The organism is Pseudomonas sp. Yb2C2, from assembly GCF_052112325.1.
In the GTDB taxonomy this organism is placed as follows: Bacteria; Pseudomonadota; Gammaproteobacteria; order Pseudomonadales; family Pseudomonadaceae; genus Aquipseudomonas; species Aquipseudomonas marginalis.
Window position 1 is genome coordinate 72,067 of record NZ_JAVAJK010000007.1, and the last position, 20,281, is coordinate 92,347.

The window sequence follows — 20,281 nt, forward strand, 5'->3', positions numbered from 1 at the left end:
ATTTTTAATTAAATTACGAACGGTCGAAGATTTACGGGCGGATCTCGATCAGCGTGCCGTCCTTGACCAGGTTCCAGACTTCGCGCATGTCGACGTTGCGCATACCGATGCAGCCGTCTGTCCAGTCCAGGGTGTGGAACCACTGCTCCGGGTACTCTTCGGTGTCGGGCGTGCCGTGGATCATGATCATGCTGCCGGGCTTCACCCCTTCGCGGCGGGCGCGGGCGGCATCGCTGATATTCGGGTAGGAGATGTGCATGGACAGGTAGTAGCGGTCGCTGGTCTTGCGCCAGTCGATCCAGTACAGGCCTTCCGGGGTGCGGCGGTCGCCCTCGATCAGCTTGTGGCCCTTGGGGTTTTTGCCCAGGGAAATCCGATAGGTCTTGAGGGGCTTGCCGTCGTTGATCAACTGCAATTGGTGGGCGGACTTGAGCACCAGGACTTTTTCGACCGTCTTGCCGCCCAGGGTTTCCACGGTAGAGGCCGGCGAAAGCGTGGCGAACGACAGGCAGATCAGAGCAAGCAACCAACGCATTAAAACGGTATCCCTGTGGCGACGAGCTGCCGAATGGTTATTGGGCGGGCTTTGAAGAAAGAGGTGGCACGGCTTCGCTGCGCACCGGGAAGGACTGCTGGCGGCGGTCGGCGAAAAAGTATTCTAGGGTACGCCCGACCGTGCGGAAAGCCAGCTCGGACCAAGGGATGTCCGCCTCGTCGAACAGCTGCACTTCGAGGCTTTCGGGGCCGGCGGCGAAGTCCAGGTCGACCAGTTCGGCGCGGTAGAAGATATGCACCTGGCTGATATGCGGCACGTCGATCAGCGTATAGATCGCCAGGTTGCGCACGCGGGCGCAGGCTTCCTCCAGGGTTTCGCGCGTGGCGGCCTGTTCGACGGTCTCGCCGTTTTCCATAAAACCGGCGGGCAGGGTCCAGTAACCCAGGCGCGGCTCGATGGCACGACGGCACAGCAGCACTTTATCGCCCCACACTGGCACGGTACCGGCGACGATATTGGGGTTCTGATAGTGGATGGTGGAGCAGTGATCACACACAAAACGCAGGCGCCCGTCGCCTTCGGGAATGCGTTGGGTCACCGGTTTACCGCACTGGCTACAGAAATTCATGCTGGGGTTCCTGGAAAGTGCGCCTATCTTGGCGTGGCGGGCGGGGGCCTGCAAGTTGTCGTTTAGCGACACCTGCCGGGTTTTGGGGTTGGGCACCCGCACGCTTTGGTGCATGATGCAAGGTAGCCAACAGACCGAGATGACTCATGCTGGACGAGCTACTTCGCCGGGTAAGCAATCACACCCCCCACACGCTGGAAACCGACGGGCGTTTCCCCGAGGCCGCGGTGCTGGTGCCGATTACCCGCAGTTACGAACCTGAGCTGATCCTGACCCTGCGCGCCAGCGGCCTGTCGACCCATGGTGGCGAAGTGGCCTTTCCCGGCGGGCGCCGCGACCCCGAAGACCCGGACCTGATCTTCACCGCCCTGCGTGAAGCCGAAGAAGAAATCGGCCTGCCCCCCGGCCTGGTGGAAGTCATCGGCCCGCTGAGCCCGCTGATCTCCCTGCACGGCATCCGGGTCACGCCCTATGTGGGGGTGATCCCCGACTACGTCGAGTACCTGGCCAACGATGCTGAAATCGCTGCCGTCTTCAGCGTTCCCCTGGACTTTTTCCGACAGGATCCACGCGAACATACCCACCGAATCGATTACCAGGGTCGCAGTTGGTACGTGCCCAGTTATCGCTTCGGCGAATACAAGATCTGGGGCCTGACGGCAATCATGATCGTCGAGTTGATCAATCTGCTTTATGACGACGCCCAGATAAGCCTGCACCAGCCGCCCAAGAGCTTCATCAATACCTAAGCCGTCGTTTGAACGGCCAGCCGTGAGGGAACAGCATGAAATACCGCCTGGGCGATGCCCGCGTCGAGACCCATCCACACAGCTGGGTGGCGCCGAATGCCACGCTGGTGGGCAAGGTCAAGCTGGAGGAGGGCGCCAACGTCTGGTTCAACGCGGTGCTGCGTGGCGACAACGAGCTGATCCTGATCGGCAAGAACAGCAACGTCCAGGACGGCAGCGTGATGCACACCGATATGGGCTACCCGCTGACCCTGGGCACCGGCGTGACCATCGGCCATAACGCCATGCTGCATGGCTGCACGGTCGACGATTACAGCCTGATCGGTATCAACGCGGTGATCCTCAACGGCGCCAAGATCGGCAAGCACTGCATCATCGGCGCCAACGCGTTGATCGGCGAAGGCAAGGAAATTCCCGATGGCTCCCTGGTGATGGGCTCGCCGGGCAAAGTCGTGCGTGAGTTGACCGACGCACAGAAGCGGATGCTGGAAGCCAGCGCCGCGCACTATGTGCATAACGCCCAGCGTTACGCGCGGGACCTGGTTGAGCAGGAAGAATGAACCCGATTGAACGCCCCGTCGCCTCGCCGTGCGTGAGCATTTGTGCGCTGGACGATGACGATATCTGCACCGGCTGCCAGCGCACCGTGGATGAGATTACGCGTTGGAGCCGCATGGACAACGCCGAGCGCCGGGTGGTGTTGGGGTTGTGCCATGAGCGGGCGGTGGCGAGTGGGTTGGTGTTTATGGTTTCTGGGAAATCCGGTGCCTGATAGACCGCCATCGGGGCAAGCCCCCTCCCACACTTGACCGCGTTTGATCTGTAAGAATGCGGTCAACATGTGGGAGGGGGCTTGCCCCCGATGAGGCCCTCCCAGACGACATATTTCAAAATGTGAAGTACCCTGTGCCCCTTGTTCACAGGTCCCTCGCCCCATGCTCTTCCTGATCGCCTACATAAGCAGCGTCGTGCTGATCAACTTCGCCTTCTCCACTGCCCCGCACCTGGACGTCATCTGGTCGGCCTGGGGCGGCCTGGTGTTTATTCTGCGCGACATGGTGCAAACCCGCTTCGGCCATGGGGCGATCATCGCCATGCTGGCGGCGCTGGTGTTGTCGTATATCACTTCGGACCCGTCCATCGCCCTGGCCAGCGCCACGGCATTCGCGGTGTCGGAATGCATTGACTGGCTGGTGTTCAGCATCACCAAGCGCCCGCTCCACGACCGCCTGTGGATAAGTTCGGCGCTCAGCATTCCCCTTGATACCTTTATCTTCTTCGGCCTGATCGGTGCGCTCACCCCTGCCGTGGTGGGCACCGCCTTGGCGTCGAAGTTCGCCGGGGTCACGGCGGTGTGGCTGATCATGGCCTGGCGCATCCGCAAGCGGGCCGTCGCCAACTGAGGCCAATTTTTACAGTTCATGTAAAATGCCGGCCTTTCTCCCCATGATCCGCTCCCCTGAGGACCTGAGATGACCCGAATCGGAACTCCATTGTCGCCAACCGCGACCCGCGTTTTGCTGTGTGGCTGCGGTGAGCTGGGCAAGGAAGTGGTGATTGAACTGCAACGCCTGGGCGTTGAAGTGATTGCCGTGGATCGCTACGCCAATGCGCCGGCCATGCAGGTTGCCCATCGCAGCCATGTGATCAACATGCTCGACGGCGCCGCCCTGCGTGCGGTGATCGAAGCGGAAAAACCGCACTTCATCGTGCCGGAAATCGAAGCCATCGCCACCGCGACGCTGGTTGAGCTGGAAGCCGAAGGCTTCACCGTGATCCCGACTGCGCGCGCCACGTCGCTGACCATGAACCGTGAAGGCATCCGTCGCCTGGCCGCCGAAGAACTGGACCTGCCGACCTCGCCGTACCATTTCGCCGACACCTTCGAGGACTACAGCAAGGCCGTCCAGGACCTGGGTTTCCCCTGCGTGGTCAAGCCGGTGATGAGTTCGTCGGGCAAGGGCCAGAGCCTGCTGCGCAGCGCTGACGACGTGCGCAAAGCCTGGGATTACGCCCAGGAAGGCGGACGTGCAGGCAAGGGCCGAGTGATCATCGAAGGTTTTATCGACTTCGACTACGAAATCACCCTGCTGACCGTGCGCCACATCGGCGGCACCACCTTCTGCGCGCCGGTCGGCCACCGTCAGGAGAAAGGCGACTATCAGGAATCCTGGCAGCCACAGGCCATGAGCCCGGTTGCGCTGGCAGAGTCCGAGCGCGTCGCCAAAGCCGTGACCGAAGCCTTGGGTGGCCGTGGTCTGTTTGGCGTGGAACTGTTCATCAAGGGTGATCAGGTGTGGTTCAGCGAAGTGTCGCCACGCCCGCACGACACGGGTTTGGTGACGTTGATTTCCCAGGACCTGTCGCAGTTTGCCCTGCATGCGCGTGCCATCCTGGGCTTGCCAATCCCGTTGATCCGTCAGTTCGGGCCTTCGGCGTCGGCGGTGATTCTGGTGGAAGGGCAGTCGACCCAGACCGCGTTTGCCAACCTCGGCGCTGCACTGAGCGAGCCGGACACGGCGTTGCGTCTGTTTGGTAAGCCAGAAGTGAATGGCCAGCGCCGCATGGGCGTGGCGTTGGCGCGGGATGAATCGATTGAAGCGGCTCGGGCCAAGGCGACCCGTGCTTCCCAGGCGGTTGTGGTAGAGCTTTAAAGCATCGGGAGCAAGCCCCCTTCCACATTTTGATCGCATTGTTCCAGTAGAAATGCGGTCAAAATGTGGGAGGGGGCTTGCTCCCGATAGCTGTTTATCAGACGACCTTGTTCAAATCGTTATCCCGCGTCTCTTTCAGGCACAGCACAGCAATCAAGCTGAGCAACGCTGCCGCCGACACATACCCACCGACATAACTCAGCCCACCCATCGCCACCAGCTTGGTCGCGAAGAACGGTGCAGCCGAAGCGCCCACAATCCCACCCAGGTTATACGCTGCCGAAGCACCGGTATAACGCACGCGGGTCGGGAACAGTTCCGGCAGCATGGCGCCCATCGGCGCGAAGGTTACGCCCATCAGGAACAGCTCCAGCGCCAGGAACAATGCCACGGCCCAGGTCGAACCGTGGGTCAGCAGGGGCTCCATGGTGAAGCCGGACAGGATCGCCAGGATTGCGCCGACGATCAGCACCGGCCTGCGTCCGTAGCGATCACTGGCCAAGGCGGCCAAAGGCGTGGCAAGGCCCATGAACAATACGGCAAAGCACAGCAGCCCAAGGAATGTCTCGCGGCTGTAGCCCAAGGTCGACACGCCGTAGCTCAGGGAAAACGCAGTGGTGATGTAAAACAGCGCGTAACACACCACCATCGACGCGGCGCCCAGCAGCACCGGCAGCCAATGCTGGCTGAATAACTCCACCAGCGGCACTTTCACCGGCTTTTCCTTGGCCACGGCGTTGGCGAACACCGGAGTTTCGTGCAGTTTCAAGCGTGCATACAGGCCGACCATCACCAGCGCCGCGCTGAGGATGAACGGAATACGCCAGCCCCAACTGCGGAACTGCTCGTCGTTGAGGCTCATGGCCAGGATCAGGAACAGGCCGTTGGCGGCCAGGAACCCGATGGAGGGGCCCAGTTGCGGAAACATGCCGAACCAGGCGCGTTTGCCTTTGGGCGCGTTCTCGGTGGCCAGCAAGGCGGCGCCGCCCCATTCCCCGCCCAACCCAAGGCCCTGGCCGAAACGCAGCACGCACAACAGGATCGGCGCCCAGGCCCCGATGCTGTCATAGCCGGGCAGCAAACCGATCAGCGTGGTGCACACGCCCATCAGCAGCAACGAGGCCACCAGCGTGGATTTTCGGCCGATACGGTCGCCAAAGTGGCCGAACAACGCCGAGCCCAGCGGACGCGCGATAAAGGCGATGCCAAAGGTCAGGAATGACGCCAGCATCTGCGCAGTGCCGGAGGTCTGCGGGAAGAACACCGGGCCGATCACCAGGGCTGCGGCGGTGGCGTAAATATAGAAGTCGTAGAACTCGATGGCGGTGCCGACGATGCTCGCGGTGGCGACTCGTGCAGTCGAGTTGGTCGGGGCGGCGGTCGCAGCCTCGTTATAGGTGGTGCTCATTGAGTTATCCCTGACAGTCGTTGCGCGTTTGGACGCGGATTATTATTGGGTCGAACCCCCTTGGATCAGGGTAGTGCGCGGGGCGGCTCGGGATGGGAGCGAACACCGGTCAGACACGATGCAGCGGAGCCTGGACGCGCGGAGTGCGGGTAGCACGCGGTCGGGCGGGGCTTGGGTAAGCCGCAGGGATTATAGGAAGGGGTGTGTGGATCCAACAAGGGGCTGACACGCTGCAAATCCAAATGTGGGAGGGGGCTTGCTCCCGATGGCAGTGGGTCAGTCCCCGAATGCAGTGAATGGCACACCGCTATCGGGAGCAAGCCCCCTCCCACATTGGATTTTGGTTTGTCAGGAGAGCTACGCGGCGACAGGCACTCGGCTGGTGTGCCAGATCAGCACTTTCGCTACGCGGTTGTCTTCGGTCTCGAGGATTTCCAGGCGATAGCGCCCGATCTTAAGGCACACCGCGCAATCCGGAATGGTTTCCAGCGCTTCGGTCACCAGGCCGTTGAGGGTCTTTGGGCCGTCGCTGGGCAGGTGCCAGCCCAGGCTCTTGTTCAGTTCGCGGATCGAGGCGGCGCCATCAATGATGTAGCGGCCGTCGGTCTGGGCTTCGATGTGCGGGTTGTCGGTGCTTTGCTCACTTTCGAATTCACCGACGATTTCTTCGAGGATGTCTTCCAGGGTGACGATGCCCAGCACTTCGCCGTACTCATCCACGACCATGCCCAGGCGCCGCTGCTGTTTGTGGAAGTTCAGCAGTTGCAGTTGCAGTGGGGTGCTTTCCGGGACGAAGTAGGGTTCGTGGCAGGCGGCGAGCAATGCGTCCTTGGTCAGGCTGGCATCGGGCAGCAGGTGCTGGACCTGGCGGGTATTGAGCACGGCCTGGACCTGGTTGATATCACTGTGGAACACCGGCAGGCGGGTGCGCGGGGACGTGCGCAGTTGTTCGATGATGTCTTCAATCGAGTCGTCGAGGTTGATGCCGTCCACTTCACTGCGTGGCACCAGGATGTCATTGACCGTGATGTTGTCCAGCGCGTGGATGCCAGGCATGCCGGGGGTGCGGTCGGCGTCGGCATCAGGCTCGGGTTCGTCATCGTGGTCGGGTAGCGGTTCATCGCTCTTTTTAACCACCCCGGATTTGCGCGCAAACGGGCGCAATAACAGCAGGCTGATGCCGTTGAGCAGCCAGGCCAGGGGATAGAGGATTTTCAGCGGTACGCCCAGCAGCGTATTGCCAAAGCCCAGGATCGCTTGCGGATAACGGGTGGCCAGGGCGCGCGGCAGGTAGTCGGCCAGCACCAGCAGGAGTGCACAGGACATCAGCCAGCCGAGCCAAGGGCCGTTCTGTGCCCAAGCATAGATCGCCAGCAGGGTGCAGAGAATCACCACGGCGGCGCGACACAGGCTGTTGCACAGGATCAGGCTGTGACGCGGGAAATTCAGGCGGGCGGCCGCTTTGTCTCCCTGGCGAGTGCCGGGGCGCAGGGCCAGCAGGTGCTGTTGTGCGGCTTCGATGGCGGTAAACAGCCCGGCCCATAACACCAGCAAGGCGATTACCGCGAGCATCGGCCCCAGGGGCAAGTTGTCCATGATTGCTGCCCGTCAGATATGCAGGATGTATTCGCGAACCAGCTTGCTGCCGAAATAGGCCAGCATCAGCAGGCAGAAACCGGCCAGGGTCCAGCGGATCGCTTTATGCCCACGCCAGCCGAGGCGGTTGCGGCCCCACAGCAGCACGCTGAACACGATCCAGGCCAGGCAGGCCAGCAGGGTCTTGTGCACCAGGTGCTGGGCAAACAGGTTTTCGACGAACAGCCAGCCGGAGATCAGCGACAGCGAAAGCAGGGTCCAGCCGGCCCACAGGAAACCGAACAGCAGGCTTTCCATGGTTTGCAGCGGTGGGAAGTTCTTGATCAGGCCGGAAGGGTGCTTGTGCTTGAGTTGGTGGTCCTGCAACAGCAGGAGCAGGGCCTGGAACACCGCGATGGTGAACATGCCATAGGCCAGGATCGACAACAGGATATGCGCGAGGATGCCGGGCTCTTCGTCAATCACCTGTACGGTGCCGGTGGGGGCGAACTGCGCCAGCAGCACCGTCAGCACGCCCAGGGGAAAGAGCAGGACCAGCAGGTTCTCGACGGGGATCCGGTAGCAGGCCAGCAATGTCAGCGCGATGACTGCTGCAGCGATCAGGCTGGCGGCGCTGAAAAAGTCCAGGCCCAGGCCCACCGGGGTCATCAGGTGGGTGAACAGGCTCGCGGCGTGGGCCAGCAGGGCGAGGACGCCCAGGCCGACCAGCAGGCGTTTGTCCGCCTTGGTGCCTTGGGCAAGACGAGTGCCCTGATAGAGGGTCGCAGCGGCATAAAGGAGTGCGGCGGCGAGGCTGGGTAGCAAACTGGGTGACAAGGGGACCATAAATCCTGATAGACAAGCCCGAAAGGCGCTGAGTTTGGCATACACCTGCGTTCCACGAAAGACTCCCGGACCAGACAGCGGGTGTGCATGGACGCAGTCTTCGCTATAATCCGCGATCTGCCCACGCCGCAGGCTCGCCGAGCGCTGTGTTTAATAGCGATTTACCACAGCCTGGGCTGCCATTACCTCGGTCTACCAATGCATTTCGATGATTAGGGCCTGAAAGGATCGCGCATGTTTGAAAACTTGACTGACCGTCTCTCGCAGACGCTGCGCCATGTAACCGGCAAGGCCAAGCTGACCGAGGACAATATTAAAGACACCCTGCGCGAAGTGCGCATGGCGTTGCTGGAAGCCGACGTGGCCTTGCCAGTGGTGAAGGACTTCGTCAACTCGGTCAAAGAGCGCGCAGTGGGCACTGAAGTGTCCCGCAGCCTGACGCCGGGCCAGGCCTTTGTGAAGATCGTCCAGGCCGAACTCGAAAGCCTGATGGGTGCGGCTAACGAAGATTTGAACCTCAGTGCCGTGCCACCGGCCGTCGTGTTGATGGCCGGCCTGCAAGGTGCGGGCAAGACCACCACCGCCGGCAAGCTGGCGCGCTTCCTTAAAGAGCGCAAGAAGAAGTCCGTGATGGTGGTATCGGCCGACGTGTACCGTCCGGCGGCCATCAAGCAGCTGGAAATGCTCGCGGGCGAAGTGGGCGTGACCTTCTTCCCGTCCGACCTGAGCCAGAAGCCGGTCGACATCGCCAACGCCGCTATTAAAGAAGCAAGGCTCAAGTTCATCGACGTGGTCATCGTCGATACCGCCGGTCGCCTGCACATCGATGAAGAGATGATGGGCGAGATCAAGGCGCTGCATGCCGCGATCAACCCGGTCGAGACGCTGTTCGTGGTCGACGCCATGACCGGCCAGGATGCGGCCAATACCGCCAAGGCCTTTGGTGATGCGCTGCCGCTGACCGGCGTGATCCTCACCAAGGTCGACGGCGACGCCCGTGGCGGTGCCGCGCTGTCGGTGCGTGCCATCACCGGCAAGCCGATCAAGTTCATCGGTATGGGCGAGAAGAGCGAAGCGCTCGAACCGTTCCACCCTGAGCGTATCGCCTCGCGTATCCTCGGCATGGGCGACGTGCTCAGCCTGATCGAACAGGCTGAAGCGACGCTCGACAAGGACAAAGCCGATAAGCTTGCTAAAAAGTTGAAGAAGGGCAAGGGCTTCGACCTCGAAGACTTCCGCGACCAACTGCAACAAATGAAGAGCATGGGCGGCCTTGGCGGCCTGATGGACAAGCTGCCGAACATCGGCGGTGTGAACCTGGCGCAAATGGGCAATGCCCAGGGCGCGGCAGAGAAGCAGTTCAAGCAGATGGAAGCCATCATCAACTCCATGACCCCGGCCGAGCGCCGCGACCCTGAGCTGATCAGCGGTTCGCGCAAGCGTCGGATCGCCATGGGTTCCGGCACCCAGGTGCAGGACATCGGGCGCTTGATCAAGCAGCACAAGCAGATGCAGAAGATGATGAAGAAATTCTCCGCCAAGGGCGGAATGGCCAAGATGATGCGCGGCATGGGCGGTATGTTGCCCGGCGGCGGCATGCCGAAAATGTAAAGTATTCGAGCGGGAGTTCACTCCTGCTCCGACCCACAGGGATGTGGGATCTCCAGCAAACCCGCCGTTGGCGGGGGCTGACCTGCCGTTTTAACCGACGGCTCTCTAGCAGATCTGAATGGCCCGCTGATAGGCGCCAGAAAAAGACATTTGCAAAAGTCCGGATATTCCTTAGAATATGCGGCCTTTCGGGCACCTATGCCCGCTGTGCATTTAGATTTGCAGCACCGACTACAGGAACGATGTTCACATGCTAACAATCCGTCTTGCCCTTGGCGGCTCCAAAAAGCGCCCGTTTTACCACTTGACCGTAACTGACAGCCGTAACCCACGTGACGGCTCTCACAAGGAACAAGTTGGCTTCTTCAACCCGATCGCTCGTGGTCAAGAAGTCCGCCTGTCCGTGAACCAAGAGCGCGTAGCCTACTGGCTGAGCGTTGGTGCACAACCGTCTGAGCGTGTTGCCAAGTTGTTGAAGGACTCGGCTAAGGCCGCAGCCTGAGCAATATGAACGCGACGCCAGCTGTTGCTGATGATTTGATCGTTATCGGCAAGATTTATTCTGTTCATGGCGTTCGCGGCGAAGTGAAGGTGTATTCCTTTACTGATCCGACTGAAAACCTGTTGCAGTACAAGACCTGGACGCTCAAGCGCGAAGGTAGTGTGAAACAGGTCGAGCTGGTCAGTGGGCGCGGGAGCGATAAGTTCCTGGTCGCAAAGCTCAAGGGTCTTGATGATCGTGAAGAAGCTCGTCTTCTGGCCGGTTATGAGATCTGCGTGCCGCGCAACCTGTTCCCTGAATTGACCGACGGCGAGTACTACTGGTACCAGCTGGAAGGTCTGAAGGTCATCGATCAACTCGGGCAATTGTTCGGGAAAATCGATCATCTTCTGGAAACCGGCGCCAATGATGTAATGGTGGTCAAGCCTTGCGCTGGCAGCCTGGATGATCGCGAACGCCTGTTGCCCTATACGGAGCAATGCGTGTTGGCTGTCGACCTGGCCGCAGGCGAGATGAAGGTGGAATGGGACGCGGACTTCTAAGCGTGGCTAATTTGCGCATTGAAGTGATCAGTTTGTTTCCCGAGATGTTCTCCGCCATCAGCGAGTACGGCATCACCAGTCGGGCGGTGAAACAGGGGCTGTTGCAGCTCACCTGTTGGAACCCGCGAGACTACACGACGGATCGACATCACACTGTGGACGATCGCCCATTTGGCGGTGGCCCGGGCATGGTGATGAAGATCAAGCCCCTGGAAGACGCGTTGGCTCAGGCCAAGGCAGCCGCCGGGGAGAAGGCGAAGGTTATTTACCTGTCCCCTCAAGGCCGCCAGCTGAAACAGGCTGGGGTCCGCGAACTGGCGAATGAGGAAGCACTGATCCTGATTGCCGGTCGCTATGAAGGCATTGACGAGCGCTTTATTGAGGCTCATGTCGATGAAGAGTGGTCGATTGGGGACTATGTCCTGTCTGGCGGTGAGCTGCCGGCGATGGTCCTGATAGATGCGGTTACACGACTGCTGCCTGGAGCTTTAGGGCATGCGGACTCCGCGGAGGAAGATTCCTTCACGGATGGTTTGCTGGATTGCCCGCACTACACCCGACCGGAGGTGTATGCGGATCAGCGTGTTCCCGACGTATTGCTAAGTGGCAATCACGCACACATCCGGCGTTGGCGTTTACAGCAGTCCCTTGGTCGGACCTATGAACGACGCGCCGATCTTCTGGAAAGCCGCTCGCTTTCTGGAGAAGAGAAGAAGCTGCTCGAGGAATACATCCTCGCGCGGGACGATAGTTAACAACGTATCGATGGTAGGTCCATTGACTTACCTTAGGAGCACAGCATGACTAACAAAATCATCCTTGCACTCGAAGCAGAGCAGATGACCAAAGAGATCCCTACCTTTGCCCCGGGCGACACTATTGTCGTCCAGGTGAAAGTGAAGGAAGGCGACCGTTCGCGTCTGCAAGCGTTCGAAGGCGTGGTAATCGCCAAGCGTAACCGTGGTGTGAACAGTGCTTTCACTGTTCGTAAAATCTCCAACGGTGTTGGCGTAGAGCGTACTTTCCAGACCTACAGCCCGCAAATCGACAGCATGGCCGTCAAGCGTCGCGGTGACGTACGTAAAGCCAAGCTGTACTACCTGCGTGACCTGTCCGGTAAAGCAGCTCGCATCAAGGAAAAACTGGCTTAAGTCCAGCTTCCCGATGCAGAAAAAAGCAGCCTACGGGCTGCTTTTTTGTGCCCGCGATTTGAGGTCCGGGATAGGATCTACCTGATTCCGCCATTTTTCTGTTCGAGTCCCTATGCCCGCCATCGACCACCCCCTGATCGACCGTTTCCTCGATGCCCTATGGCTGGAAAAAGGCCTGTCAGATAACACCCGCCAGGCCTACCGCAGCGACCTGGCGCTGTTCAACGGCTGGCTGCAGGAGAAACACCTGGAACTGATCAATGCCGGCCGCGAGCTGATCCTCGATCACCTGGCCTGGCGTCTGGAGCAGAACTACAAACCCCGTTCCACTGCACGATTTCTCTCCGGTGTGCGTGGCTTTTATCGCTATTTGCTCAGGGAGAAACTGATTACCCTCGATCCGACCCTGCAAATCGATATGCCGCAACTGGGCAGGCCCTTGCCCAAATCCCTGTCGGAAGCCGACGTCGATGCCTTGCTCGCTGCGCCCGACCTCAGCGAAGCCATCGGCCAGCGTGACCGCGCCATGCTGGAAGTGTTGTATGCCTGTGGCCTGCGGGTCACGGAGCTGATCAGCCTGACTCTGGAGCAAGTCAATCTGCGCCAGGGGGTGCTGCGGGTAATGGGCAAGGGCAGCAAGGAGCGGCTGGTGCCGATGGGGGAGGAAGCGATTGTGTGGGTCGAGCGCTACATGCGCGATGCCCGTAGCGAGCTGCTTGGCGGGCGGCCCAGCGATGTGCTGTTTCCCAGCCAACGCGGCGAACAGATGACCCGCCAGACGTTCTGGCATCGCATCAAACACCAGGCCAAGGTCGCGGGGATCGGCAAGAGCCTGTCGCCCCACACTTTGCGCCATGCATTCGCCACCCATTTGCTCAACCACGGTGCGGATTTGCGCGTGGTGCAAATGCTGCTCGGGCACAGCGACTTATCCACCACCCAGATCTACACCCATGTGGCGCGTGCGCGCTTGCAGGATATGCATGCCAAGCACCACCCGCGAGGCTGAAAAGCGCCAATTTATTCCTCCACGGGCTGCCCTGCGGCCCAACTGTGGTAGGCTTTGCCGGTTAGCAAAGGGGACCGCCCGCACCCGTGTTTCCGTATTGGCGCGCCTGCACCCGTCCCTGCATCTGCCTTCAGGAGTTTCCATGCGCTTGACCCAGATTATTGCCGCCGCAGCCATTGCGTTGGTTTCCACCTTTGCCGTCGCCGATGACGCTGCCGAGCAGACCATCCGCAAGAGCCTGGCCAACCTGCAACTCGACACCCCGATCGAAAGCATCAGTGCCAGCCCCATGGCCGGCCTGTATGAAGTCAAGCTCAAGGGCAGCCGCGTGCTGTACGCCAGTGCAGACGGTCAGTACATCGTCCAGGGCTACCTGTTCCAGCTCAAGGACGGCAAGCCGGTCAACCTGACCGAGAAAGCCGAGCGCCTGGGCGTGTCCAAGCTGATCAACGGCATCCCGGTGGCTGAAACCGTGGTTTACCCGGCCATCGGCGAGACCAAGACCCATATCACCGTGTTCACCGACACCACCTGCCCGTACTGCCACAAGTTGCATGCCGAAGTGCCTGCGCTGAACAAGCTGGGTGTGGAAGTCCGCTACGTAGCGTTCCCGCGCCAGGGCCTGGGTTCGCCAGGCGACGAGCAGTTGCAGGCCGTATGGTGCTCGGCCGACAAGAAAGCGGCCATGGACAAGATGGTCGATGGCAAGGAAATCAAGGCGGCCAAATGTGCCAACCCGGTTTCCAAGCAGTTCGCCCTGGGCCAGTCCATCGGCGTAAACGGCACACCGGCCATCGTTTTAGCTGACGGCCAGGTGATTCCGGGCTACCAGCCGGCACCACAAGTTGCCAAACTGGCGCTGAGTGCCAAATAAACCAGCATTGTCGAACCTTTGACGATGCTGGCCCGTGGATAAGTCGGCGGGCCATTAATTGAAAGCCGCAGTTGTGCGGCTGTTTTTCACGGCCGACCTAGCGTCGGCCGTTTCATGGGGAGTTCTTCAGTGAAACCGGTCAAAGTAGGCATCTGTGGGTTAGGGACCGTCGGTGGCGGCACCTTCAACGTACTTCAGCGTAATGCTGAAGAAATTTCCCGCCGTGCAGGGCGTGGGATTGAAGTGGCGCAAATTGCCACGCGTTCGCCAAAGCCTCAGTTCCAAACGACCGGTATTGCGATTACCAACGATGTCTTCGCCGTGGCCACCAACCCTGAAATCGATATCGTCATCGAGCTGGTGGGCGGTTACACCGTGGCTCGCGAGCTGGTGCTCAAGGCGATCGAAAACGGCAAGCACGTGGTCACCGCCAACAAGGCGCTGATCGCCGTACACGGCAACGAGATCTTCGCCAAGGCCCGCGAGAAAGGCGTGATCGTGGCGTTCGAAGCCGCGGTTGCCGGCGGTATCCCGGTGATCAAGGCGATCCGTGAAGGCCTGTCCGCCAACCGCATCAACTGGGTGGCCGGCATCATCAACGGCACCGGTAACTTCATCCTCACCGAAATGCGCGAGAAGGGCCGTACCTTCGAAGACGTACTGGCCGAAGCCCAGGCCCTGGGGTATGCCGAAGCCGACCCGACATTCGACGTGGAAGGCATCGACGCGGCGCACAAGCTGACCATCCTGGCGTCCATCGCCTTTGGTATCCCGCTGCAGTTCGACAAGGCCTACACCGAAGGCATCACCAAGCTGACCACTGCCGACGTGAACTACGCCGAAGCCCTGGGCTACCGCATCAAGCACCTCGGTGTCGCGCGCAGCACCCCGGCGGGAATCGAGTTGCGTGTGCACCCGACGCTGATCCCGGCTGACCGCCTGATCGCCAACGTCAATGGCGTGATGAACGCCGTGATGGTCAACGGTGATGCCGCCGGCTCCACCCTGTTCTACGGTGCCGGCGCCGGCATGGAACCGACCGCTTCGTCGGTGATCGCCGACCTGGTGGACGTGGTTCGCGCCATGACCAGCGACCCGGAAAACCGCGTGCCGCACCTGGCCTTCCAGCCGGATTCGCTGTCGGCCCACCCGATCCTGCCGATCGAGGCATGCGAAAGCGCCTACTACCTGCGCATCCAGGCCAAGGATCACCCGGGCGTGTTGGCCCAGGTGGCCAGCATCCTGTCGGAGCGCGGTATCAACATCGAGTCGATCATGCAGAAGGAAGTCGAGGAGCAGAACGGCCAGGTGCCGATGATCCTGCTGACCCACCGGGTGCTCGAGCAGCACATCAACGATGCCATCCAGTCCCTGGAAGCTCTCCAGGGTGTGGTTGGGCCGGTAGTACGGATTCGCGTCGAACATTTGAATTAATCCAGCTGCAAGCTATTGGCTGCAAGCTGCAAGTAAAAGCCGATCAGCTTTAACTTGCCGCTTGTAGCTTGAAGCTTGAAGCTCAAACCAAAGGTTTGCTTTTATGCGCTACATCAGCACCCGCGGCCAGGCACCGGCCCTGAATTTCGAAGACGTCTTGCTGGCAGGCCTTGCCACTGACGGCGGCCTGTACGTGCCGGAAAACCTGCCACGCTTTACCCAGGAAGAAATCGCTTCGTGGGCCGGCCTGCCGTACCACGAGCTGGCGTTCCGGGTGATGCGCCCGTTCGTCACCGGCAGCATCCCCGATGTGGATTTCAAAAAGATTCTGGAAGAGACCTACGGCGTGTTTTCCCACAGCGCCATCGCGCCTCTGCGCCAGCTCAACAGCAACGAATGGGTGCTCGAGCTGTTCCATGGCCCGACCCTGGCGTTCAAAGACTTCGCCCTGCAACTGCTGGGTCGCCTGCTGGACTACGTGCTGGAGAAGCGCGGCGAGCGCGTGGTGATCATCGGCGCCACCTCGGGTGATACCGGTTCGGCCGCCATCGAAGGCTGCAAGCACTGCGAAAACGTCGACATCTTCATCCTGCACCCGCACAAGCGTGTCTCGGAAGTACAGCGCCGCCAGATGACCACCATCTTCGGCGAGAACATCCATAACATCGCCATCGAAGGCAACTTCGACGACTGCCAGGAAATGGTCAAGAACAGCTTCGCCGACCAGGACTTCCTCAAAGGCACACGCCTGGTGGCGGTGAACTCGATCAACTGGGCGCGGATCATGGCCCAGATCGTCTACTACTTCCACGCCTCGCTGCAGTTGGGTGGCCCGGCGCGCTCGGTGTCGTTCTCGGTGCCGACCGGCAATTTCGGCGACATCTTCGCCGGCTACCTGGCCCGTAACATGGGCCTGCCGGTCAACCAGTTGATCGTCGCCACCAACCGTAACGACATCCTGCACCGCTTCATGAGCGGCAACCAATACGTCAAGGAAACCCTGCACGCCACCTTGTCGCCGTCCATGGACATCATGGTGTCGTCGAACTTCGAACGCCTGCTGTTCGACATGCACGGTCGCAACGGCGCAGCCATTGCCGGCTTGATGGACACCTTCAAGAGCGGCGGCGGTTTCAGCGTTGATGAAGAGCGCTGGACCGAAACCCGCAAGCTGTTCGACTCCCTGGCCGTGGACGACGCGCAGACCTGTGAAACCATCGCCGAGGTCTACGTCCAGACCGGCGAGCTGCTCGACCCGCACACCGCCATTGGGGTGAAGGCCGCCCGCGAATGCCGTCGTAGCCTGGATATCCCGATGGTGATCCTCGGCACCGCCCATCCAGTGAAATTCCCGGAAGCGGTGGAGAAGGCGGGTGTCGGCAAGGCGCTGGAACTGCCGGTGCACCTGACCGACCTGTTCGAGCGTGAAGAGCGTTGCACGGTGCTGCCGAATGACTTGAAGGCGATGCAGGCGTTTGTCAGCCAGCATGGCAATCGTGGCAAGCCTTTGTAAGGCAGGTCACCAAGACAAAAACGCCGCTTTCCCTTCCTTGGGTCAGCGGCGTTTTTTGTTTCTGGCAGGCCCGACAGCGTGCCGTTTACAAGAGCAACTTAATCGCTACTCCAGTAATCGAAGCAATCGTTGCGACCACGGCCATTGCTACGCCCATGGGGTACCAGAAAGTTTCACAGTTTATTTTCAGGGATTCCGATCTGAGCTTGTCTTGCTCAGCCTGCATGCGTGATATTTCTGCGTAAATGCGCCTTACATCGGCATGCATTTTCTCCATCGTCGCCAGTCGCTCATCGTTTTCCACCATCGCATTCCTCCTTCGCAATAAGGGCCTTTGGCATACGCTTTACCCACGTGGCACTGTGATCAGCGCTCATCGAGTATAGGATTCACCCATGGCCTGCGCGGCAGGGGAAGCCCAAAACAGCAGCCCATTGCGTAAGCATTTATGTGCCGCCGTTTTTTGCCTGTCATGTTGCAAGCGCATGCTGGAAACGTCATCCCCCGACAACCCCGCATAAACGAAAAAGCGAACTTTCCTACGTCACAACCAGTCACTTAGGATAGATGCAGCTCCCGTTTACAAGAATGTTTGCGAACTATTGAGTGGTGATCGAGATGGAAAGTATCAGCCTATTGCTCGAAGAGGCACTGAGCCCTTATCAGGTGACGTTGACCACCGCAGGTGTGCAGGAAGAGTGCCTGGTAACCGTGAAGAACCCCGCCGGTGCGATCATGGTCGAGCGTGAAGTCGACCGGGCGCAATTGCTCGATAAGCGCCTATTGGTGGATGTGGTGGATTGCCTGCTGCGTGATCTCAAGATCGCTGAAGGACGCCTGGAACCCTCGGTCATCGCGGCCTTGCGCAACGCCGCCCAGACCCGCAGCGCTGCCGTTGCATGAAGAATTGTTTATAGATGGAAACTTCCCACGTCATGGCCGGTCAGATTTCGTAACAGCAAGAGCAAACATTGTGCTCCGGTGTTTGTGCCTTGTTGTACTGGTCTTTGTAGGCCACGTTTAACCCCGAAGTGTCTCCCCACTCTTCGGGGTTTCTTTTTGCCTGGGATTTGTCACGGCGCCGGCGAGTCCTGGAAAAAGCTCGGGTTGTCTCGCAGGTAATGTTCACGCATGACAGGGTCCAGCCAGGCGGCATAGGACTGTTGTACTTGTGCCAGCGGGAGGCTGGGCAGAACCCGGTTGATCCGTTCCATGGCTTCGCGCCCCTCAGGTGTATCCGAGCAGCCGATATGCGTGCGCTGGTAAGGCGCTGTGCCCTTGATGGGGTAGAAGCTGAGGTCGTCGGCTGCGATCCCCTGTTGCATCGCGTGGTAGCGGATTTCCGGCCAATAGCCCAGCACTGCCTCCAGCCGGCCCAGGCGCTGCATCTGCAGCAAGCTGCCAAGGGCATCGTTGCCGTAGTGCAGTGCCAGTTTGTGTGTGTCGGCCTGTTTCAGTCGCTCATCGATAACGGCGCCGTAGCTGCGTTCCGCGATCGCGCCTACCCTTGCCTTAGGGGCGTCGAAGAAGGCCTGCAGGTCAAATTGGCCGTCTACGATAAACGCCGCCAGGGCGCCCTGCTGGCTGCGTCGGATCGTGATGCCATTACTGGCGACCACAAACGCCTGCCTGGAAAATACGATGTACCTGGCCCGCTCGGCCGTCCACAGCAAGGATGGATCGCAGGTGAGCGTGGGTTCGCGCAGCATCTGCATGCCGCGCGCGCGATTGACGTGCATTACCTGGTGGCGATATTCCGGCAAGTGTCCGATCAGTATCGGCAGCAACTGGTCCAGGGCACCCTGGCCTTTGCCTGGCCCTTCGAAGATGGTCAGCGGCGGCAAGTCGCGCAATAACCAGATCAACGTGCCCTCTGCGCTCGCCGGTACGGGCCAGCCGCCGGCCAGCATGGCGGCCAGGTACAGCGCAATGAGCCAGTGTTTGCAGCCGTGGGGCATCAGATTGCACCTTGCTCACGCAGGCGGACAATGGCGGCGGCGTCGTATCCCAGCTCGCCCAACACCACGCCGTTGTGTTCACCCAGTTGCGGCCCCACCCATTCGCAACTGCCCGGTGTGTCCGACAGCTTGGGCACGATGCCCGGCATCTTGAAGTCCTTGCCGCCGGGAAGCCGGGCCTTGAGGAACATCTCGCGCGCGAGGAATTGCGGGTCGCCCAGCATGTCCTCGGCGCTGTAGATACGGCTGGCGGGCACTTCAGCCTTGTTGAGTTGCTCCACCACCTGCTCCAGCGGCAGCGAGTTCACCCAGCGATCAATCACGCCATAGAGTTCATCGCGACGGCTATCGCGCCCGTCATTGCTGGCCAGTTGTGGATCGTTTGCCAGGTCTTCCCGGCCGATGGCACTCATGAAGCGTTTGAAGATGGCATCGCCGTTGGCACCGATCTGTACGTGCTTGCCGTCCGCGCTGGTGTGGATCGACGACGGCGTGATGCCGGGCATGATGTTGCCGGTACGTTCGCGAATAAACCCGAATACGTCGAACTCGGGGATCATGCTTTCCATCATGGCGAAGATGGCTTCATACAGCGCCACATCGACCACCTGGCCCACACCGCCGTTAACCTCGCGATGACGCAGCGCCATCAAGGCGCCGATGACCGCCCACAGCGCGGCGATGGAGTCACCAATGGAGATTCCGGTGCGCACCGGCGGGCGATCTTCGAAACCGGTGATATAGCGCAGCCCGCCCATGGACTCGCCCACTGCGCCAAACCCGGGCTGGTCTTTCATCGGCCCGGTCTGGCCAAAACCCGAGAGGCGCACCATCACCAGTTTCGGATTCAGCCCATGCAGGGTTTCCCAGCTCAGGCCAAGCTTCTCCAGTACGCCGGGACGGAAGTTTTCGATCAGGATGTCGGCGTCTGCCAGCAGTTGCTTGAGAATCGCCAGCCCGTCCGGGTGCTTGAGGTTCAACGTCAGGGACTTTTTGTTGCGCGCCTGCACAAACCACCATAACGAGGTGCCTTCATACAGCTTGCGCCATTTGCGCAACGGGTCGCCGCCGTCCGGGGATTCGACCTTGACCACCTCGGCACCGAATTCAGCACAAATGCGTGAGGCGAAGGGCCCGGCGATCAGGGTGCCGAGTTCGATGACTTTCAGGCCGGCAAGCGGTTTGGCATTAAACGACATGGGGATCCTTGTCTGCGCAGAACGGTGATGTGAAGCCTTTTAACATAGGCGAGCAGGCCAGGGATAAGGATGATGCAGCGCAGGATTCGTTGAATGGCCTCGCCATCGGTTAGACTGGCCGCCTTTCCCTGT

At 60.3% G+C, this 20,281-nt stretch carries 23 protein-coding genes; 15 read left to right on the forward strand and 8 right to left on the reverse strand.

The window, feature by feature from the left end:
* Window positions 1–31: 31 nt before the first annotated feature.
* Window positions 32–535 carry a L,D-transpeptidase family protein gene (locus Q8X51_RS11700; protein WP_027605448.1) on the reverse strand — a complete coding sequence of 168 codons (504 nt, stop codon included), beginning with the start codon at window positions 533–535 and terminating at the stop codon, window positions 32–34.
* 37 nt (window positions 536–572) lie between these two features.
* A complete protein-coding gene (locus Q8X51_RS11705; protein WP_065924840.1) occupies window positions 573–1,124 on the reverse strand; it encodes an NUDIX hydrolase in 552 nt (183 codons plus the stop codon).
* A gap of 146 nt (window positions 1,125–1,270) precedes the next feature.
* Here Q8X51_RS11705 and Q8X51_RS11710 point away from each other — a divergent pair, with 146 nt between their 5' ends.
* From Q8X51_RS11710 to purT, 5 genes are all read left to right on the forward strand, one after another.
* Window positions 1,271–1,873 carry a CoA pyrophosphatase gene (locus tag Q8X51_RS11710; RefSeq protein WP_407693880.1) on the forward strand — a complete coding sequence of 201 codons (603 nt, stop codon included), beginning with the start codon at window positions 1,271–1,273 and terminating at the stop codon, window positions 1,871–1,873.
* Between the two features lie 35 nt (window positions 1,874–1,908).
* The gene (locus Q8X51_RS11715; RefSeq protein WP_065924838.1) at window positions 1,909–2,433 is read left to right on the forward strand and encodes a gamma carbonic anhydrase family protein; all 525 of its coding nucleotides are present in this window, start codon (window positions 1,909–1,911) and stop codon (window positions 2,431–2,433) included.
* On the forward strand, window positions 2,430–2,645 hold the full coding sequence (locus tag Q8X51_RS11720; RefSeq protein WP_065924837.1) for a DUF1289 domain-containing protein: 216 nt from the start codon (window positions 2,430–2,432) through the stop codon (window positions 2,643–2,645). Before Q8X51_RS11715 ends, Q8X51_RS11720 begins: the two co-directional genes overlap by 4 nt.
* A 163-nt stretch (window positions 2,646–2,808) precedes the next feature.
* Entirely contained in the window at window positions 2,809–3,276 is a 468-nt protein-coding gene (locus Q8X51_RS11725) for a VUT family protein (protein ID WP_065924836.1), read from the forward strand.
* Between the two features lie 69 nt (window positions 3,277–3,345).
* Window positions 3,346–4,527, forward strand: a complete 1,182-nt coding sequence (purT, locus tag Q8X51_RS11730; protein ID WP_065924835.1) for a formate-dependent phosphoribosylglycinamide formyltransferase — start codon at window positions 3,346–3,348, stop codon at window positions 4,525–4,527.
* Window positions 4,528–4,624: 97 nt separating this feature from the next.
* Here the strand turns inward: purT and Q8X51_RS11735 are convergent, their stop codons facing one another.
* The 3 genes from Q8X51_RS11735 to Q8X51_RS11745 all read right to left on the reverse strand — a co-directional run bounded on the left by Q8X51_RS11735 (window position 4,625) and on the right by Q8X51_RS11745 (window position 8,356).
* The gene (locus tag Q8X51_RS11735; RefSeq protein ID WP_065924834.1) at window positions 4,625–5,935 is read right to left on the reverse strand and encodes an MFS transporter; all 1,311 of its coding nucleotides are present in this window, start codon (window positions 5,933–5,935) and stop codon (window positions 4,625–4,627) included.
* Between the two features lie 357 nt (window positions 5,936–6,292).
* Window positions 6,293–7,531: a transporter associated domain-containing protein gene (locus Q8X51_RS11740; RefSeq protein WP_065924833.1), complete on the reverse strand. Its 1,239-nt coding sequence runs from the start codon at window positions 7,529–7,531 to the stop codon at window positions 6,293–6,295.
* Between the two features lie 12 nt (window positions 7,532–7,543).
* Window positions 7,544–8,356 carry a cytochrome C assembly family protein gene (locus Q8X51_RS11745; RefSeq protein ID WP_065924832.1) on the reverse strand — a complete coding sequence of 271 codons (813 nt, stop codon included), beginning with the start codon at window positions 8,354–8,356 and terminating at the stop codon, window positions 7,544–7,546.
* A gap of 234 nt (window positions 8,357–8,590) precedes the next feature.
* Between Q8X51_RS11745 and ffh the strand changes: the two genes are divergently transcribed.
* The 9 genes from ffh (at window position 8,591) to thrC (ending at window position 16,992) form a co-directional block, all read left to right on the forward strand.
* Window positions 8,591–9,967, forward strand: a complete 1,377-nt coding sequence (gene ffh / locus Q8X51_RS11750; RefSeq protein WP_065924831.1) for a signal recognition particle protein — start codon at window positions 8,591–8,593, stop codon at window positions 9,965–9,967.
* Window positions 9,968–10,217: 250 nt separating this feature from the next.
* Window positions 10,218–10,469, forward strand: a complete 252-nt coding sequence (gene rpsP, locus Q8X51_RS11755; protein ID WP_003238923.1) for a 30S ribosomal protein S16 — start codon at window positions 10,218–10,220, stop codon at window positions 10,467–10,469.
* A gap of 5 nt (window positions 10,470–10,474) precedes the next feature.
* The gene (gene rimM / locus Q8X51_RS11760) at window positions 10,475–11,011 is read left to right on the forward strand and encodes a ribosome maturation factor RimM (protein ID WP_053135622.1); all 537 of its coding nucleotides are present in this window, start codon (window positions 10,475–10,477) and stop codon (window positions 11,009–11,011) included.
* Entirely contained in the window at window positions 10,993–11,766 is a 774-nt protein-coding gene (gene trmD / locus Q8X51_RS11765; protein ID WP_173390389.1) for a tRNA (guanosine(37)-N1)-methyltransferase TrmD, read from the forward strand. Before rimM ends, trmD begins: the two co-directional genes overlap by 19 nt.
* A gap of 45 nt (window positions 11,767–11,811) precedes the next feature.
* Window positions 11,812–12,162 (forward strand): 50S ribosomal protein L19, encoded by a 351-nt coding sequence (rplS, locus tag Q8X51_RS11770; RefSeq protein ID WP_003175895.1) that lies wholly within the window; start codon window positions 11,812–11,814, stop codon window positions 12,160–12,162.
* A gap of 112 nt (window positions 12,163–12,274) precedes the next feature.
* Window positions 12,275–13,171 carry a site-specific tyrosine recombinase XerD gene (gene xerD, locus Q8X51_RS11775; protein ID WP_065924830.1) on the forward strand — a complete coding sequence of 299 codons (897 nt, stop codon included), beginning with the start codon at window positions 12,275–12,277 and terminating at the stop codon, window positions 13,169–13,171.
* Window positions 13,172–13,313: 142 nt separating this feature from the next.
* Entirely contained in the window at window positions 13,314–14,045 is a 732-nt protein-coding gene (locus Q8X51_RS11780; protein ID WP_003175893.1) for a thioredoxin fold domain-containing protein, read from the forward strand.
* 129 nt (window positions 14,046–14,174) lie between these two features.
* Window positions 14,175–15,479 carry a homoserine dehydrogenase gene (locus tag Q8X51_RS11785; RefSeq protein ID WP_074847565.1) on the forward strand — a complete coding sequence of 435 codons (1,305 nt, stop codon included), beginning with the start codon at window positions 14,175–14,177 and terminating at the stop codon, window positions 15,477–15,479.
* A gap of 103 nt (window positions 15,480–15,582) precedes the next feature.
* Complete coding sequence (thrC, locus tag Q8X51_RS11790) at window positions 15,583–16,992, forward strand: threonine synthase (protein WP_407693881.1); 1,410 nt, start codon at window positions 15,583–15,585, stop codon at window positions 16,990–16,992.
* A gap of 85 nt (window positions 16,993–17,077) precedes the next feature.
* On the opposite strand, the gene Q8X51_RS11795 is transcribed toward thrC, so the two are convergent.
* Window positions 17,078–17,299, reverse strand: coding sequence for a hypothetical protein (locus tag Q8X51_RS11795; protein WP_027605463.1), 222 nt, complete (start codon window positions 17,297–17,299; stop codon window positions 17,078–17,080).
* 311 nt (window positions 17,300–17,610) lie between these two features.
* Here Q8X51_RS11795 and Q8X51_RS11800 point away from each other — a divergent pair, with 311 nt between their 5' ends.
* Window positions 17,611–17,895, forward strand: a complete 285-nt coding sequence (locus tag Q8X51_RS11800) for a DUF3509 domain-containing protein (RefSeq protein ID WP_065924827.1) — start codon at window positions 17,611–17,613, stop codon at window positions 17,893–17,895.
* A gap of 170 nt (window positions 17,896–18,065) precedes the next feature.
* Here the strand turns inward: Q8X51_RS11800 and Q8X51_RS11805 are convergent, their stop codons facing one another.
* Window positions 18,066–18,950 carry a TIGR02285 family protein gene (locus Q8X51_RS11805; protein WP_065924826.1) on the reverse strand — a complete coding sequence of 295 codons (885 nt, stop codon included), beginning with the start codon at window positions 18,948–18,950 and terminating at the stop codon, window positions 18,066–18,068.
* Window positions 18,950–20,149, reverse strand: a complete 1,200-nt coding sequence (locus Q8X51_RS11810; protein ID WP_027605466.1) for a CaiB/BaiF CoA transferase family protein — start codon at window positions 20,147–20,149, stop codon at window positions 18,950–18,952. Before Q8X51_RS11810 ends, Q8X51_RS11805 begins: the two co-directional genes overlap by 1 nt.
* Between the last annotated feature and the right edge of the window lie 132 nt (window positions 20,150–20,281).

What these genes read in the sequence shown, in the direction of transcription:
- Q8X51_RS11700 (WP_027605448.1), bottom strand. Translation starts at nt 535, where the DNA reads ATGCGTTGGTTGCTTGCTCTGATCTGCCTGTCGTTCGCCACGCTTTCG.
- Q8X51_RS11705 (WP_065924840.1), bottom strand. Translation starts at nt 1,124, where the DNA reads ATGAATTTCTGTAGCCAGTGCGGTAAACCGGTGACCCAACGCATTCCC.
- Q8X51_RS11710 (WP_407693880.1), top strand. Translation starts at nt 1,271, where the DNA reads ATGCTGGACGAGCTACTTCGCCGGGTAAGCAATCACACCCCCCACACG.
- Q8X51_RS11715 (WP_065924838.1), top strand. Translation starts at nt 1,909, where the DNA reads ATGAAATACCGCCTGGGCGATGCCCGCGTCGAGACCCATCCACACAGC.
- Q8X51_RS11720 (WP_065924837.1), top strand. Translation starts at nt 2,430, where the DNA reads ATGAACCCGATTGAACGCCCCGTCGCCTCGCCGTGCGTGAGCATTTGT.
- Q8X51_RS11725 (WP_065924836.1), top strand. Translation starts at nt 2,809, where the DNA reads ATGCTCTTCCTGATCGCCTACATAAGCAGCGTCGTGCTGATCAACTTC.
- purT (WP_065924835.1), top strand. Translation starts at nt 3,346, where the DNA reads ATGACCCGAATCGGAACTCCATTGTCGCCAACCGCGACCCGCGTTTTG.
- Q8X51_RS11735 (WP_065924834.1), bottom strand. Translation starts at nt 5,935, where the DNA reads ATGAGCACCACCTATAACGAGGCTGCGACCGCCGCCCCGACCAACTCG.
- Q8X51_RS11740 (WP_065924833.1), bottom strand. Translation starts at nt 7,531, where the DNA reads ATGGACAACTTGCCCCTGGGGCCGATGCTCGCGGTAATCGCCTTGCTG.
- Q8X51_RS11745 (WP_065924832.1), bottom strand. Translation starts at nt 8,356, where the DNA reads ATGGTCCCCTTGTCACCCAGTTTGCTACCCAGCCTCGCCGCCGCACTC.
- ffh (WP_065924831.1), top strand. Translation starts at nt 8,591, where the DNA reads ATGTTTGAAAACTTGACTGACCGTCTCTCGCAGACGCTGCGCCATGTA.
- rpsP (WP_003238923.1), top strand. Translation starts at nt 10,218, where the DNA reads ATGCTAACAATCCGTCTTGCCCTTGGCGGCTCCAAAAAGCGCCCGTTT.
- rimM (WP_053135622.1), top strand. Translation starts at nt 10,475, where the DNA reads ATGAACGCGACGCCAGCTGTTGCTGATGATTTGATCGTTATCGGCAAG.
- trmD (WP_173390389.1), top strand. Translation starts at nt 10,993, where the DNA reads ATGGGACGCGGACTTCTAAGCGTGGCTAATTTGCGCATTGAAGTGATC.
- rplS (WP_003175895.1), top strand. Translation starts at nt 11,812, where the DNA reads ATGACTAACAAAATCATCCTTGCACTCGAAGCAGAGCAGATGACCAAA.
- xerD (WP_065924830.1), top strand. Translation starts at nt 12,275, where the DNA reads ATGCCCGCCATCGACCACCCCCTGATCGACCGTTTCCTCGATGCCCTA.
- Q8X51_RS11780 (WP_003175893.1), top strand. Translation starts at nt 13,314, where the DNA reads ATGCGCTTGACCCAGATTATTGCCGCCGCAGCCATTGCGTTGGTTTCC.
- thrC (WP_407693881.1), top strand. Translation starts at nt 15,583, where the DNA reads ATGCGCTACATCAGCACCCGCGGCCAGGCACCGGCCCTGAATTTCGAA.
- Q8X51_RS11795 (WP_027605463.1), bottom strand. Translation starts at nt 17,299, where the DNA reads ATGGTGGAAAACGATGAGCGACTGGCGACGATGGAGAAAATGCATGCC.
- Q8X51_RS11800 (WP_065924827.1), top strand. Translation starts at nt 17,611, where the DNA reads ATGGAAAGTATCAGCCTATTGCTCGAAGAGGCACTGAGCCCTTATCAG.
- Q8X51_RS11805 (WP_065924826.1), bottom strand. Translation starts at nt 18,950, where the DNA reads ATGCCCCACGGCTGCAAACACTGGCTCATTGCGCTGTACCTGGCCGCC.
- Q8X51_RS11810 (WP_027605466.1), bottom strand. Translation starts at nt 20,149, where the DNA reads ATGTCGTTTAATGCCAAACCGCTTGCCGGCCTGAAAGTCATCGAACTC.